14 protein-coding genes are annotated in these 14,075 nt (G+C 71.3%); 6 read left to right on the top strand and 8 right to left on the bottom strand.

From position 1 onward, the window contains the following. The first annotated feature begins 2 nt into the window (after nucleotides 1-2). From IE274_RS03305 to IE274_RS03320, 4 genes are all read left to right on the top strand, one after another. Nucleotides 3-1,211, top strand: a complete 1,209-nt coding sequence (locus IE274_RS03305) for a betaine/proline/choline family ABC transporter ATP-binding protein (RefSeq protein WP_190114131.1) — start codon at nucleotides 3-5, stop codon at nucleotides 1,209-1,211. A gap of 26 nt (nucleotides 1,212-1,237) precedes the next feature. Then, nucleotides 1,238-2,110 (top strand): ABC transporter permease, encoded by an 873-nt coding sequence (locus tag IE274_RS03310; RefSeq protein WP_190114132.1) that lies wholly within the window; start codon nucleotides 1,238-1,240, stop codon nucleotides 2,108-2,110. Nucleotides 2,111-2,232: 122 nt separating this feature from the next. After that, nucleotides 2,233-3,117: a glycine betaine ABC transporter substrate-binding protein gene (locus IE274_RS03315; protein ID WP_229909182.1), complete on the top strand. Its 885-nt coding sequence runs from the start codon at nucleotides 2,233-2,235 to the stop codon at nucleotides 3,115-3,117. Between the two features lie 109 nt (nucleotides 3,118-3,226). Beyond that, a complete protein-coding gene (locus IE274_RS03320) occupies nucleotides 3,227-3,835 on the top strand; it encodes an ArsR/SmtB family transcription factor (RefSeq protein WP_190113968.1) in 609 nt (202 codons plus the stop codon). Between the two features lie 156 nt (nucleotides 3,836-3,991). Here IE274_RS03320 and IE274_RS03325 read toward each other — a convergent pair whose 3' ends face one another. The 6 genes from IE274_RS03325 to IE274_RS03350 all read right to left on the bottom strand — a co-directional run bounded on the left by IE274_RS03325 (nucleotide 3,992) and on the right by IE274_RS03350 (nucleotide 11,235). Next, a complete protein-coding gene (locus tag IE274_RS03325; protein WP_190113969.1) occupies nucleotides 3,992-4,801 on the bottom strand; it encodes a S16 family serine protease in 810 nt (269 codons plus the stop codon). A gap of 41 nt (nucleotides 4,802-4,842) precedes the next feature. After that, nucleotides 4,843-5,484, bottom strand: coding sequence for an IclR family transcriptional regulator (locus IE274_RS03330; RefSeq protein WP_030358366.1), 642 nt, complete (start codon nucleotides 5,482-5,484; stop codon nucleotides 4,843-4,845). Between the two features lie 338 nt (nucleotides 5,485-5,822). Further along, entirely contained in the window at nucleotides 5,823-7,616 is a 1,794-nt protein-coding gene (locus IE274_RS03335; protein ID WP_190113970.1) for a DEAD/DEAH box helicase, read from the bottom strand. Between the two features lie 237 nt (nucleotides 7,617-7,853). Then, a complete protein-coding gene (locus tag IE274_RS03340) occupies nucleotides 7,854-9,320 on the bottom strand; it encodes an MFS transporter (protein ID WP_190113971.1) in 1,467 nt (488 codons plus the stop codon). Nucleotides 9,321-9,435: 115 nt separating this feature from the next. After that, nucleotides 9,436-10,407, bottom strand: coding sequence for a hypothetical protein (locus IE274_RS03345; RefSeq protein WP_190113972.1), 972 nt, complete (start codon nucleotides 10,405-10,407; stop codon nucleotides 9,436-9,438). A gap of 111 nt (nucleotides 10,408-10,518) precedes the next feature. Beyond that, entirely contained in the window at nucleotides 10,519-11,235 is a 717-nt protein-coding gene (locus IE274_RS03350; RefSeq protein WP_190113973.1) for a hypothetical protein, read from the bottom strand. A gap of 409 nt (nucleotides 11,236-11,644) precedes the next feature. Between IE274_RS03350 and melC1 the strand changes: the two genes are divergently transcribed. After that, nucleotides 11,645-12,073, top strand: coding sequence for an apotyrosinase chaperone MelC1 (gene melC1 / locus IE274_RS03355; protein WP_190113974.1), 429 nt, complete (start codon nucleotides 11,645-11,647; stop codon nucleotides 12,071-12,073). 17 nt (nucleotides 12,074-12,090) lie between these two features. After that, nucleotides 12,091-12,918, top strand: coding sequence for a tyrosinase MelC2 (gene melC2 / locus IE274_RS03360; protein WP_190113975.1), 828 nt, complete (start codon nucleotides 12,091-12,093; stop codon nucleotides 12,916-12,918). On the opposite strand, the gene IE274_RS03365 is transcribed toward melC2, so the two are convergent. Continuing rightward, on the bottom strand, nucleotides 12,900-13,169 hold the full coding sequence (locus IE274_RS03365; RefSeq protein WP_190113976.1) for a DUF397 domain-containing protein: 270 nt from the start codon (nucleotides 13,167-13,169) through the stop codon (nucleotides 12,900-12,902). The two genes, melC2 and IE274_RS03365, sit on opposite strands and share 19 nt — an antisense overlap. Beyond that, complete coding sequence (locus IE274_RS03370; protein WP_190114134.1) at nucleotides 13,166-14,020, bottom strand: helix-turn-helix domain-containing protein; 855 nt, start codon at nucleotides 14,018-14,020, stop codon at nucleotides 13,166-13,168. The genes IE274_RS03365 and IE274_RS03370 overlap by 4 nt, the downstream gene beginning before the upstream one ends. Nucleotides 14,021-14,075: the final 55 nt, after the last annotated feature.

Consider the following 14,075-nt stretch of genomic DNA (forward strand, 5'->3'; position numbering starts at 1 on the left):
CGATCGATCTTGAGAACCTCACCAAGCGCTATCCGGGCAGCGGCGACCCGGCCGTGGACAGCGTGAACATGGAGATCAAGGCGGGCGAGATCGTCATCTTCGTGGGCCCCTCGGGCTGCGGGAAGTCCACCACGCTGAAGATGATCAACCGCCTGATCGAGCCGACCAGCGGCCGCATCCGCATCAACGGCGAGGACGTCACGGACATCGACCCGGTGAAGCTGCGCCGCAAGGTCGGCTACGCCATCCAGTCCTCCGGGCTCTTCCCGCACATGACGGTCGCTCAGAACATCGCGCTGGTACCGAAGATGGTCGGCTGGGGCAAGTCGAAGATCAAGTCGCGGGTCGAGGAGATGCTGGACCTGGTGGGCCTGGACCCGGCCGAGTTCCACGGCCGCTATCCGCGCCAGCTCTCCGGCGGCCAGCAGCAACGCGTGGGCGTGGCGCGGGCGTTGGCCGCCGACCCGCCCGTGCTCCTGATGGACGAGCCGTTCGGCGCGGTCGACCCGATCACCCGCGACCACCTCCAGGACGAGCTGATCCGGCTCCAGCACGAGCTGCACAAGACGATCGTCTTCGTCACGCACGACTTCGACGAGGCCATCAAGCTGGGCGACCGCATCGCCGTCCTGCGGGAGCGCTCGCACATCGCGCAGTTCGACACCCCAGAGGCGATCCTCACCAACCCGGCCGACGACTTCGTGTCGGGTTTCGTGGGCGCGGGCGCGGCCCTGAAGCGCCTGAACCTGACGCGCGTACGCGATGTGGAGATGGCGGACGTGCCGACGGTGACCGTCGACGACCCGCTGCAGGAGATCTTCGACAAGCTGCGCGCGAGCGGCACCAACGAGCTGCTCCTGCTCGACAAGCGCGGCCGCCCCTACAAGTGGCTGCGCCGCGGCGACCTGATGCGCGCCAAGGGCTCCCTGGCCCGCGCGGGCACCCTCGTGCACGACACGGTGACCCGCGACGCGACCCTGCGGGACGCCCTGGAGGCGGTCCTCACCGACAACGCCGGGCGGGTCGCCGTCACCGGGCGGCGGGGCGAGTACACGGGCGTCGTCGACATGGAGACCCTGATGAACTCCGTGCACGAGATGCTGGAGGCCGACCGCCTCGAAGCGATGGAGCACCAGCACGAACTGGAGGAGCAGCGCGCCCAGTTGACGCAGGCGGCGCAGGAGGGCACCGCCGGGGAGGCGAAGGCGTGAGCCCGCCGCCCGGGGGCGAGCCCCGCATCCCCGAACGCAAGGCGGCGGCCAAGGCACCCGCGCGCCCGCGGGGCGAGCACGAGGTCAAGGGCCTGGCGTTCCGCGACGAGGGCGAGGCCGAGCAGGAGGCCCCCGCGCCCGCCGTCGCGGCGCGGCCGGCGCGCCGGATCACCTGGCAGAAGCTGACGGTGCTGCCCGCGGTCCTGGCGGCCGTGCTGCTCGCCACCTGGCTCTGGTTCGAGCAGGCGGACCTGGACTCGATCTCCGAGAACGCGCTGTCCAACGGGCAGGTCGGCAAGGCGCTGCGGCAGCACGTCGAGCTGACGGCGATCTCGACGTTCTTCGTCCTGATCATCGCGATCCCGCTGGGCATCCTGCTGACCCGGCGCGCCTTCCGCAAGGGCGCCCCGGTGGCGATGGCGCTGGCCAACATGGGCCAGGCGACACCGGCGATCGGTCTGCTCGCGCTGCTCGTCATCTGGCTGGGCATCGGCGAGAAGGCGGCCCTGACGGGCATCATCATCTACGCCGTCCTGCCGGTCCTCTCCAACACCATCGCGGGCCTGCGCGCCAACGACCCGACGCTCCTGGAGGCCGCGCGCGGCATCGGCATGTCCCCCCTGGGCGTCCTCGGGAAGGTCGAACTCCCGCTGGCCGTACCGCTGATCCTCGCGGGTGTGCGCACCGCCCTCGTCCTGAACGTGGGCACGGCGACGCTCGCGACCTTCGGCGGTGGCGGCGGCCTCGGCGTCCTGATCACGACGGGCATCACCAATCAGCGGATGCCCGTCCTGATGCTCGGCTCGATCCTGACGGTGGTCCTCGCCCTGCTGGTGGACTGGCTGGCCTCGCTGGCCGAGCTGGTGCTCAGCCCGCGCGGCCTGGAGGTGCGGTCATGAGGGTCGAGACACGCAGGCGTACGGGCAGGCGTACGTCCAGACATACCCGGACGAAGGCGCTCGTGGCCGTGGGCGGGGTGCTGCTCGTGGCCGCCGGGTGCGGTCTGACCAGCGGCTCGCCGATGGTGGACGACGTGAAGCCCGGCATCGTCGGGCAGGGCAAGCCGCTGGCGGGCGCCGACCTCACCGTCACGTCCAAGGAGTTCACCGAGCAGCTCATCCTCGGCGCCATCATGGGCATCGCCTTCCAGGCGGCGGGGGCGGACGTCCTCGACCGGACCGGCATCCAGGGTTCCATCGGGGCGCGCGAGGCGGTCAAGGGCGGGGACGCGGACGCCATGTACGAGTACACGGGCACGGCCTGGATCACGTACCTCGGCAACTCCGCCCCCATCCCGGACCCGCAGCAGCAGTGGGACGCCGTCCGGAAGGCCGACGCGAAGAACGGCGTGACGTGGCTGGCGCCCGCGGCCCTCAACAACACCTACGCCCTCGCCCTGAACGAGTCCAACCTCAAGAAGTACGGCACGAAGACCCTCTCCGACGTCGCCGCCCTGTCGAAGTCCGACCCGAAGGCGGTCACGCTCTGCGTGGAGGGCGAGTTCGCCAACCGCGCCGACGGCCTGCCCGGCATGCAGAAGAAGTACGGCATGAAGCTGCCGTCCGGGAACATCACGCAGATGGACACCGGGATCATCTACACCCAGGCCGAGAAGGGCAGTTGCACCTACGGCGAGGTCTTCACCACCGACGGCCGCATCAAGGCGATGAACCTGACGCCGATGGCCGACGACAAGCACTTCTTCCCCAACTACAACGCCGCCCCCGAGGTCAACAGCAAGGCCCTGAAGAAGTACCCGGCGATCGCCGAGGTCCTGGCCCCCGTCACCAAGAAGCTCGACAACAAGGTGGCTCAGGAGCTGAACGCGAAGGTGGACGTGGACGGGGAGGACCCGCACGAGGTGGCGAAGGACTGGATGGTGGCGGAGGGCTTCGTCAAGGAGTAGCCGCGCCGACCGCCCGGGGCAGGGCCGGGCAGCACTCCCACCCACGTACAAAGACTTCGTTGCAAAGAAAGTGTTGCAACGGAGTCTTTGCATGCGTAGGCTGCGGAGCATGACGGAAGAACAGCAGCCCGAGCCGGACGCACAGGCGCGCAAGGTCTTGAATCTCGACCCGCGCTCGCTGCGCGGGATCGCGCATCCGCTGCGGATGCGGCTCCTCAGCTCGCTGCGCCTGGACGGGCCCGCGACGGCCTCCCAACTCGCCCAGCGGCTCAGCGAGTCGAGCGGAGCCACGAGCTATCACCTGCGGCAGCTCGCGGAGTACGGATTCGTGGAGGACGACCCGGAGCGCGGCAAGGGGCGCGAGCGGTGGTGGCGCGCCGCCTATGCGGGCACGTATCTGGACAGCGAGCTCGGCCGGGACGCGGACCCCGCCGTGCGCGGCGCCTACAGCACCTACCTGCACCAGCACGCGACGAACCACGCCGAAGAGGTCTCCACCTGGATCGCCACCCGGCACGAGTGGTCCCAGGAGTGGGCCGAGAGCTCGGACATCAGCGACTTCACGCTGCGCCTGACGCCCGACAGCGCCGCGGAACTCAGCGCGAGGATGCACGAACTCATCGAGGAATACCGGACGTTGACGCCGGCGGAGGGCGCCCCCGACGCCGCCAAGGTCCGCCTCCACACCCACCTGATCCCGACCCGCCACACGGACTGAGAGGAAGCTGCGGCATGCACCCCGACGCACACCTGTACGTGCACCACGCCCGCGCGGCGGAATTACAGCGCGCGGCCACCGGCCCCCGACAGCCCCGGCATGCCCCGGTCCGCGCTCAACTGGGCTGGACGCTGGTCGAGTTGGGCCTGCGTCTGATCAGCAGCTCGGGACCTTCGCGCCCTTGTCCAGGGCTCGCAGCGCGTCGACCGTACTCGCCAGCGTAGTCACCGGCACGAGCCGGAGCCCCTTCGGCTTCTCGGCCTCGGCGTCCGAGCACTCGGCCTCGGGCACGAGGAAGACCGTGGCGCCGTCGCGGGCCGCGGCCTGGGTCTTCATGGAGACACCGCCGACCGGGCCGACCTTGCCGCTCGCGGAGATGGTGCCGGTGCCCGCGATGGTGCGGCCGCCGGTCAGATCGCCCCCGCTGCCGTCGCCGTCCAGCTTGTCGATGATGCCGAGCGAGAGGAACAGGCCCGCGCTCGGCCCGCCGATCTTGCCGAGGTCGGCCTTGACCTTGATCTTGCCGGTGCCGTCCACGCCGTTCGCCCGCAGATAGCCCAGGGCCGCCTTCGTGGCGTCGTCCTGCGACTCCCGCATGTCGCCGAGGTTGTGCTCCTCGACTTCCTTGACGTTGTCGCCCTCCGGGTAGACGGAGTCCTTCGGCATCACGGCCCGGTCCGTACGGAACCAGCCGTCGATGACGTCACCGAGCCGCACGTCCATCTGCGGCCCGGTCGCCACGATGGTCGTCATCCGCAGCTCGCCCTTGGTCTCCCGGGTCGGCGCTCCGCTGATCGTGAGGACGGTCTTGCCCTCGTACGTCCCGAGCACGTCGGCGGTGCCGCCCGGCTGGGCGACGGCGAACGGCAGCGGCGCGAGCCCGACGACGGCGAGCAGGCCGACGAGGGGTACGGCGGCGACAGCCAGGGCCTTGGGGCGGCTCAGACGAGCGAGACGAGACAGCACACGTCCAATCTAACGCGAGCCGAAGACGAGCCCGCGCGGCCTCAGCGCAACGCGTCGGCCACTTCCCGTGCGGCGTCCACCACCCGCGGCCCCACCCGCTCCGGCACGGAGTCCGCCAGCATGACGACCCCCACGCTCCCCTCTATCCCGGTCACCCCGACCAAGGGGGCCGCGGCGCCACTGGCCCCGGCCTCCAGCTCGCCGTGGGTGAGGGCGTACCCCGGGTCGGTCACCTGGGCCTGGCGTGCCGCCAGAATCGCCTTGCCCGCGGCGCCCCGGTCCAGCGGGTGCCGGAAGCCGGTGCGATAGGCCACGTGGTAGTCGGTCCAGGTCGGCTCGACGACCGCGACGGCGAGCGCCTCGGTGCCGTCGACGAGGGTGAGGTGCGCGGTGGCGCCGATGTCCTCGGCCAGGGCGCGCAGCGCGGGCAGCGCGGCCTCGCGGACGAGCGGGTGGACCTGCCGGCCGAGCCGCAGCACGCCGAGGCCGACGCGGGCGCGGCCGCCCAAGTCACGCCGCACGAGGGCGTGTTGTTCGAGCGTGGCGAGCAGGCGGTACACCACGGTGCGGTTCACACCGAGCTTGTTGGACAGCTCGGTGACGGTCAGACCGTGGTCGGTGTCGGCGAGCAGCTTGAGGACGCGCAGTCCTCGGTCGAGCGTCTGAGATGTCTCCGCTGTCACGACGCCCACTCCTTTAGTGGTGAGGGTCGACGGCCCCCTCTGGCGGCGGGCACCGGACGCGCTCCGGGGCGACGCTGCCACGGGGCGTTGTGTAGCGGGGACAGTAGCGAGGGCGTCCCGCTCAGCGGAAGACTCCGTCCAGAATCCGGTCAAGGGGAGGGAAAGAGAGACCGGAATGCCCCGATAGATCCCGTGCCATATGGACGCTGCGTACACAACGTCTACACGCGGAGCGCACGATTCCCCAGGAGGCGGAGTACGGACCCTTACGGGCGGGTGTACGCGCGGCGGTACGGGCGGGCGTACCGGCCGCCGCAGGGGCGGCCGCACCGGCCGGGCTACCGCATGCGGGTGGCCCACTCCTGCACCTTGGCGACCCGCTGCCGCAGCTGCCCGGCCGTGGCCTCCGCGCTCGGCGGCCCGCCACAGGTGCGGCGCAGCTCGGTGTGGATCACGCCGTGGGGCTTGCCGCTCTGGTGGGAGTACGCGCCGACCATGGTGTTGAGCTGCTTGCGCAGTTCGAGCATCTCCTTGTGGGAGACCACGGGCCGCCGCTCGGCGGGCAGTTCGAGGAGGTCGGCCTCCTCGGCGGGCTTCTTCTTGCTGTGGGCGATCTGCCGGGCCTGCCGCTTCTGGAGCAGCATCTGCACCTGGTCGGGTTCGAGGAGCCCCGGAATCCCCAGGTAGTCCTGCTCCTCCTCGCTGCCCGGGTGCGCCTGCATGCCGAACTCGGCGCCGTCGTAGAGGACCCGGTCGAAGACGGCCTCGGACTCCAGGGCCTCGAAGGAGAACTGCTCCTGCTCCCCAGTGTCCTCGTCCTGCTGCTTGTTGGCCTCGTCCATCTCCTGCTCGGACTCGGCGTAGGGGTCCTCCTCGCCGTGCTTCTTCGGCCTGTCGAGCACGTGGTCGCGCTCGACCTCCATCTCGTTGGCGAAGCCGAGCAGGTCGGGCACGGTGGGCAGGAAGACGGAGGCGGTCTCGCCGCGCCGCCGGGACCGCACGAAGCGCCCCACCGCCTGGGCGAAGAACAACGGCGTCGAAATGGTCGTCGCGTACACACCCACCGCGAGCCGCGGCACGTCCACGCCCTCCGACACCATCCGCACCGCGACCATCCACCGCTGGTCGCTGCCGCTGAAGTCGTCGATGCGTTTGGAGGCACCGGCGTCGTCGGAGAGCACGAGGGTGGCCTTGGTGCCGGTGATCTCGCGGATGAGCTTGGCGTAGGCGCGGGCGGAGTCCTGGTCGGAGGCGATGACGAGGCCACCGGCGTCCGGGATGGCCTTGCGCACCTCGCCGAGGCGCCGGTCGGCGGCCTTCAGGACGTTCGGCATCCAGTCGCCGCGCGGGTCGAGGGCGGTGCGCCAGGCCTGCGAGACGGCGTCCTTGGTCATGGGCTCGCCGAGCCGGGCGGCGATCTCGTCCCCGGCCTTCGTGCGCCACCGCATGTTGCCGCTGTACGACAGGAAGATCACGGGCCGCACGACGCCGTCGCCGAGGGCGCTGCCGTAGCCGTACGTGTAGTCGGCGGAGGACCGCCGGATGCCGTCGTTCCCCTCCTCGTACACGACGAAGGGGATGGGGTTGGTGTCGGACCGGAAGGGCGTACCGGTGAGGGCGAGCCGCCGGGTGGCGGGCTCGAAGGCCTCAAGGCACGCCTCGCCCCAGGACTTGCTGTCCCCGGCGTGGTGGATCTCGTCCAGGATCACCAGCGTCTTGCGCTGCTCCACCCGGTTCCGGTGCAGCATGGGCCGCACGCCGACACCGGCGTACGTGATCGCGACGCCCTGGTACTCCTTGCTGAGCGGCCCCGCGCTGTACTCGGGATCCAGCTTGATCCCTATCCGCGCGGCCGCCTCGGCCCACTGCTTCTTCAGATGCTCCGTGGGCGCGACCACGGTCACCTGCTGCACCACGTGGTGGTGCAGCAGCCAGGACGCGAGCGTCAGCGCGAACGTCGTCTTGCCGGCACCGGGCGTGGCCACGGCGAGGAAGTCGCGCGGCTGCTCCTGGAGGTACTTCTCCATCGCACCCTGCTGCCAGGCGCGCAGCTTGCTGGCGGTGCCCCAGGGGGCGCGGCCCGGGAAGGCGGGGGAAAGGTGGTGTGACGAGGAGGCGGCGGTAGTAGTCACGGTCTCCGGTTCGTTCGGGCTCGGCGGCACGGCTACGTATGACAACCGGGCCACCTTACCGGTGCGACCCCGGGGCACCGGGTTGACGACCCCGGGGACGGACAGGTGGGACACGTCTCACACCCGAGTACCGATTCAGCCCGTCCGGCGCTTGAGGACGAGGCGCGAAGCGCCGATACGGGGGTCCGGGGGCGGAGCCCCCCGGTTACGTGAAGGGGCGCCCGCGCGCGAAGCGCGCTAATGGACACTGCGGGGGCTGCGCAGCCGCGTCCCCAGCCACGCCCCCGCCAGAGCGACCACCGCCATCGGCAGGAACACGGCGGTGAACGCGGCCGGGTGGGACCCCGTCGCCTCGGCGGCGTGGGCGCCGCCGGTCAGCCCGCCCCCGAGGGCGGCGAACGCGGCACCGCCCGCAGCGAGGAGCAGGGCGTTGGACAGGCCGTCGGATATCTGGAGGGCGGCGGAGTTGGAGCCCGCTTCCTCGGGCGCCGAGAGGCGCAGCAGCAGGACGCTGGTCGAGGCGATCACCATGCCCATGCCGAGGCAGCCGAAGGCCCACGCGACGGCGATGGTCCACACCGGGACGGCGTCGATGAGGACGCTGGGCGCGGTGGCGATGGCGGCGGCCACGAGCACCATCCCGGTGACCACCAGCTTCTCCCGGTGCGCCTCCATGGCGGGCCGCGACTGAACGTACGAGCCGAGCGCCCAGGTCGCACCGCCCGCCGCCAGCGAGAGCCCGGCGAGCGTCGGCGAGAGGCCGCGCTCGGTGACGAGCATCAGCGGTACGAAGGACTCGGCGGCGATGAACGAGCCCGCGGCGACGCCGCGAAGGAGCACGACGGACGGAAGGCCGCGCGCCGCCCGGTAGGTGCCACGCGGCAGCAGCCCGAGCACGGCGGGCACGAGGACGGCGGCGCCGAGCACGGCCGGGAGCAGGGACAGCCAACGCAGCTCCTGCCCCGCGTACTGCAGCAGCGCGGCGCCGAGCGAGATGCCGAGTGCGAGGCGGACGCGGCGCCGGTCGAAGGCCTCGACGGGGGCGTCCGGGTCGACCGGCCCCGACGCCGTCCGCCGAATCGCGGGCAGGGCGAGTGCGAGCGGGACGGCGACGAGGGCGGGGATGCCGAGGAACACCCAGCGCCAGCCCGCGTGTTCGGTGACCGTGCCCGCGATCAGCGGGCCGATCACCGACGGTATGACCCAGCTCGCGGCGAACGCCGCCAGGATGGACGGCCGCAGCGCCTCCGGGTAGGCCCGGCTGACCACCACGTACAGCGCCACGATGACGAGCCCGCCACCGAGCCCCTGCACCGCGCGCCCCAGAATGAACTGCCACATCGCTCCCGCGGTGCCCGCGAGCAGCAGCCCCGCCGCGAACGCCCCGATCCCGCCCGCCAGCGCTCCCAGCGGCCCGCGCCGGTCGGCCCACTGCCCCGCCAGCACCATCCCGAACAGGCTCGTCGTGAAGTACGCCGAGAACGCGAAGGCGTACAGCGGGATCCCGTCGAGCTCCCGCGCCGCGACGGGCATCGCCGTCCCGACGGCCGTCGCCTCGAAGGCGATGAGGAAGACGACGGACACGATGCCGATGCTCAGCGCGCGGTGGGGTTTGCCGAGGACACCGCCTTGCGGCTCCGGCGATCCGGTCTCCACGGACAGGGCTTGGGCGACATCGGTGTCGCTGGGGTCGAGGGTGGTCATGCGAGCCACGGTAAGGGCCACGACCGAGTTTGACCCCTGTCCGGAGGAGGCCGCCCGCTGGTCCCTTGGTCGTACGACCCGGGGCCGGTGACGGGCGGGCACCGACTCCGCGCGCTCAGATCCCCTGGGACCCCGGGTCGCCGGAACCGGACCCCCCGGTCCCCGACCCCCCGGACCCGGAGCCGCCGCTCCCCGCGTCGCCCCCGCCCGCGCCGTCCTCCGACCAGTCCAGGAACCGCTTGTACGTCTCCTTCCCGGTCCTGCCCTGGTCCCAGGTGACGGTCAGGGTGTCGCCGCCGGAGAAGACGAGGTTCCCGTAGATCTCCTTCTTGTCGCGCTCGCACAGCAGCCCGATCCGGTACGAGCGGCCCGCCTCGATCACGCGCCGCAGGCCCGTGCAGCGGCCGTCGTCGAGCAGCGACACCGACGCCTTCTTCGGCTTCGTCGTGTCCGGGCTGTCCCGCAGCCCGAGGATCCCGCCGCCCGGCTTCTCCGACCGCCAGAACCCGACGAGGGTGGTCCCGGTGGGCCCGCCGCCGGGCTCGTCCTCGCTCTCCCCGGAGTCGGGGTCGGCGTACGGGTCGTCGGACTCCCCCGCGCCGTCCGACTCCTCCGCGCTCGGCGTCCCGCTGGGCCGGGGCTCGGCGTCGGCGGTCCCGCCGGCCTTGGCGGCGGGCTTCTTCGACTCCCCGTCGTCCCCCTTGCCAACCGCGAACCAGACCCCGCCGCCGATGACGGCTAACGCGGCCACGGCGGCGGTGACGGCCAGCCACCGCTTGGGCTTCGGACCGCCGTCGCCGAGGGTGGGGAACTGAGGCGGGTAACCGCCGTAGGGCGGTTGGGGGTTGGGGTGGGCGTAGGGCTGGGCGCCCGGCTCCGCGTAGGGCTGCGCGTTCGGCTGACCCCCGGGCTGCGCATTCGGCTGGCTCCCCGGCTGCGCGTACGGATTGTCGGCCGACGGCTGCTGTGCGCCGTACGGCCGCAGTCGTGGCGGCGCGTAGGGCCCCTGTGCCGCCGGAGGCGGCCCGAATCCCCCGCCCTGCCACGACTGCGGCTGGCCGGGCTGCTGCCCGGGCGGCTGCGTCATCTGTGGTTCCTCCCCCGTCACTCCGACAACAGACTGTCCAGCCAAGCGGCCGGTGTACGTACGTTGCAAGTGCAATTTGAGCCAGCCGGAACGCGCCTGCCCGCGCCCGGTTCAGGTCAGCGCCACGCTCGCCAGCACGTCGTCCACCGTGTCCTCGTCCAGCGGTCCCCTGTCCGCGTTCGGACCGGTGCCCAACCCCGGCGTCGCGATCCCCAGCAGGAACGCGGACCGGCCGCCGTCCAACGAGACGAGCGTCATCCGCAGATGGGCGGTGCCGCCCTCGCCGTCCCGCACCGCGAGCGCGACCGTGTGGGCGGGGCGGCCACCGACCGTGGTCGCCTCGGACTCCTTGACCTCCGACGATCCGTCCGGGTAGAAGAACTCCGCGTTGGAGCGCGCGGCCCGCTCCGTCTCGCTCTGCAGCGCGGACTCGGGCACCGCACCCGACCGCCCCGCGAGCGCGAGACCGCCGCGCTCCTCCTTGTTGCCTTCCTCCGCCGAGTCCCCGAGCCCCCTGCCCTTCGAGGCGATCGACGACGTGAACGCGCCGATCAAGTCCCCCTCCTTGTTGTTGCGTTCCCACCCCCCGGGAATCCCGTACGACACTCCCGCCCGGGCGTCCGTCACCCGCGGCCTGCCCGCGAGCGGCCCCTCGTCGCCGTCCCGCGTCCACCACCAGGCGCCGAGGCCCGCGGCGACCACCGCGAGGACCACGACCACGACGACCAGGGCGGTCCTGCCCCGGTGGCCACTGACAGGCCGCGGCGGCTGCGGGTACTGCGCGTGCGGCTGCGGGGGCGTCGGCGGAACCGGGGGCGTCGTAGTCATGCGCCAAGACTCGCCGCCCGGCCCCGCCCCCTCCTGAGTACGCCTACTCAAGGCCCTACTCACTCGCACACATACACCACGCACACCAGTCCCGTGCAGCTCTCGGACGGCAAGTTTTCCGGCCAGCTTTCCCCTGTGACCAGGCGCACCCGCCGTGGAGCAGACGTGAAGATCTTTCACGCTATCCTCACGTAAGGCGCAGGATTTGCGGTCTGAGCACCGCCAGGACGCATGGACAGCAGAATCCTGCTCGTCCAACTCTGCACTATTTACCCGCAGTTGTCCGTAATAAGGGGCAACTCTTCCCGCCGATTACGGCGCCGCGCCTTCCCCCCTGTACGCATGGCCTGGGCAGTCCGGCCGACCACCGGAACCGCCCCTTCACCACGCTCACTTGGGGGTTTTACGCATGTCCGGAATCACCCGCCGCCGGGCCATCGGCGCCGCGGCGAGCGCCGCCGCCGGTCTCGCCGTCGTCGGCGCCACCCGTGCCGCGGCGACGGCGGCCGAGCCGCACGCCCAGGCCCACCCGGGCGCCGAGCCCGACGCCTTCGACGAGGTGTACCTCGGGCGCCGCATCCAGGGCGGGCCGTCCCACGGCGGCGGCCACCACGCAGCCGGGCACGGGGGCCACGGCACCGGCTACTCCGTCCGCATAGACGGCGACGAACTCCACCTCATGCGCAACGCCGACGGCACCTGGATCAGCGTCATCAACCACTACGAGCCGCAGGCGTCCCCCCGCACCCTCGCCCGCGCCGCCGTGGTCGAGCTCCAGGGCGCGAGTCTCGTCCCGCTCGCCCCGCCCGCGCCCTCGTCGTCCCCGTCCGCCGCCTGACCCGGAGCCCCGCCGCCATGACCGTACGCAAGAACCAGTCCCAGCTCACCGCCGACGAGAAGCGGCGCTTCATCGGCGCCCTGCTCGCCCTCAAGCGCGACGGGCGCTACGACTCCTTCGTCAGCACCCACAACGACTTCATCATGAGCGACACCGACAACGGCGACCGCGTCGGCCACCGTTCGCCGTCCTTCCTGCCCTGGCACCGCCGCTTCCTCATCCAGTTCGAGCAGGCGCTGCAGTCCGTGGACCCGTCCGTCGCCCTGCCCTACTGGGACTGGACCACCGACCGCACCCCGGCCGCCTCCCTCTGGGCCCCCGACTTCCTCGGCGGCACCGGGCGCAGCCGCGACAGCCAGGTCACCGACGGCGCGTTCGCCTCGTCCGGCAGCGGCTGGCGCATCAACGTACGCGTGGACGGCCGCGACTTCCTGCGCCGCAGCCTCGGCGGGGGCGGCCGCCAGCTCCCCACCAAGGCCGAGGTCGACTCCGTCCTCGCCATGTCCACGTACGACATGCCGCCGTGGAACAGCGCCTCCGACGGCTTCCGCAACCACCTCGAAGGCTGGCGCGGCGTCAACCTCCACAACCGCGTCCACGTCTGGGTCGGCGGCCACATGGCGACCGGCGCCTCCCCCAACGACCCGGTCTTCTGGCTCCACCACGCGTACGTCGACAAGCTGTGGACCCAGTGGCAGTCCCGCCACCCGAACTCGCCCTACCTGCCCGCCTCCGGTACGCGCGACGTGGTCGACCTGAACGACACGATGCGGCCGTGGGGCGACGTCACGCCCGCCGACATGCTGGATCACACGCGGTACTACACCTACGACGTGGCCGCCTGAACGAAGTCACGCCAGGCCCCCGCCGCGAACGCGAGGTGGGGGCCTTGGCGGTTTTTGGAGTCGCGTACGTGGATGGTGGTGGGGGTGGAGGCGACTTCGACGCAGTCGTTGCCGTCACCGCTGCTGCTGTAGCTGCTCTTGGTCCACTCCAGCGCGACCTCGACGCAGTCGCCGGGTTCATTGCTGCTGCTGTAGCTGCTCTTGAACCAATTCAGCTCGCGGGCGTCCCTGGCAGTGGGCTTGAGGGTCATGTTTCTCCCAGCACTTCCTCGATGAAGGCCAGCGACTCCGGTGGCGTCAGAGCCTGGGCCCGGATCATGCCGTACCGCAGCTCAAGGATACGGAGTTGCTTGGGGTCCGACACAGGACGGCTGTTGAACGCACCCTCGGAGCGTCCGATCGCCGAGCCGTCCTCGAACTTCAGCACTTCGATCAGGCCGCCCATCCCGGCGTGCTCCTCACGGTCCGTAGGCATCACCTGAAGGGCCACGTTCCGCAACCGCCCCACCTCCAGCAGATGTTCGAGCTGTCGGCGCCATACCGTTTCGCCGCCGAGCGGGCGTCGCAGCGCCGCCTCTTCCAGGACGAAGCCGAACGCCGGGGCCGGTGACCGCTCGTAGATGGACTGTCGGCTGAGTCGCGCTTCCACCTCACGATCCACCACGTCCTCCGTGAGCGCAGGCTGCCTCATGTCGTAGAGAGCCCGCATGTACTCCTCCGTCTGCAACAACCCGTGCAAGTTGTGGTTGCAGTACAGGAGCAGCTCAACCGCCCGCTCCTCCATCTTCGCCAGCTCCCGGACCTTCTTCGGGTACCGGGCCTTGGTCATCTCCTCCTTCATCGCCGAGATGAACCCGCCCGCCCCGAGGACGCGGTCGGCCGCGTCCAAGTACTCCGGGCGCGGGATACGCGCCCCGCGCTCGACCTTGCGGACAAGGTCCTCCCCGTACCCGATCGCCTGGCCGAAATCCCCCGCGGTCAGCCCGGCCGCCTCGCGCCACCGCTTCTGCTGGTGGCCCAGCGCCTCGACCACCGAGGCGATCTCGTCCTCGGGCTCGACGTCCCAGCCCGCCTCGTCCACACCTTCGCCGTCCGCACTCATCATGCCCACCTCCGAAAAGCGCCGCCCCGCTCCAACGCGCAGCCGTACCCGTAAG

It is taken from the genome of Streptomyces flavofungini, assembly GCF_014650815.1.
Lineage (GTDB): Bacteria > Actinomycetota > Actinomycetes > Streptomycetales > Streptomycetaceae > Streptomyces > Streptomyces flavofungini.

Coding starts and splice junctions, on each gene's coding strand:
- IE274_RS03320 (WP_190113968.1), top strand. CDS start 3,227: ATGACGGAAGAACAGCAGCCCGAGCCGGACGCACAGGCGCGCAAGGTC.
- IE274_RS03370 (WP_190114134.1), bottom strand. CDS start 14,020: ATGAGTGCGGACGGCGAAGGTGTGGACGAGGCGGGCTGGGACGTCGAG.
- melC2 (WP_190113975.1), top strand. CDS start 12,091: ATGACCGTACGCAAGAACCAGTCCCAGCTCACCGCCGACGAGAAGCGG.
- IE274_RS03345 (WP_190113972.1), bottom strand. CDS start 10,407: ATGACGCAGCCGCCCGGGCAGCAGCCCGGCCAGCCGCAGTCGTGGCAG.
- IE274_RS03340 (WP_190113971.1), bottom strand. CDS start 9,320: ATGACCACCCTCGACCCCAGCGACACCGATGTCGCCCAAGCCCTGTCC.
- IE274_RS03350 (WP_190113973.1), bottom strand. CDS start 11,235: ATGACTACGACGCCCCCGGTTCCGCCGACGCCCCCGCAGCCGCACGCG.
- melC1 (WP_190113974.1), top strand. CDS start 11,645: ATGTCCGGAATCACCCGCCGCCGGGCCATCGGCGCCGCGGCGAGCGCC.
- IE274_RS03365 (WP_190113976.1), bottom strand. CDS start 13,169: ATGACCCTCAAGCCCACTGCCAGGGACGCCCGCGAGCTGAATTGGTTC.
- IE274_RS03315 (WP_229909182.1), top strand. CDS start 2,233: ATGGTGGACGACGTGAAGCCCGGCATCGTCGGGCAGGGCAAGCCGCTG.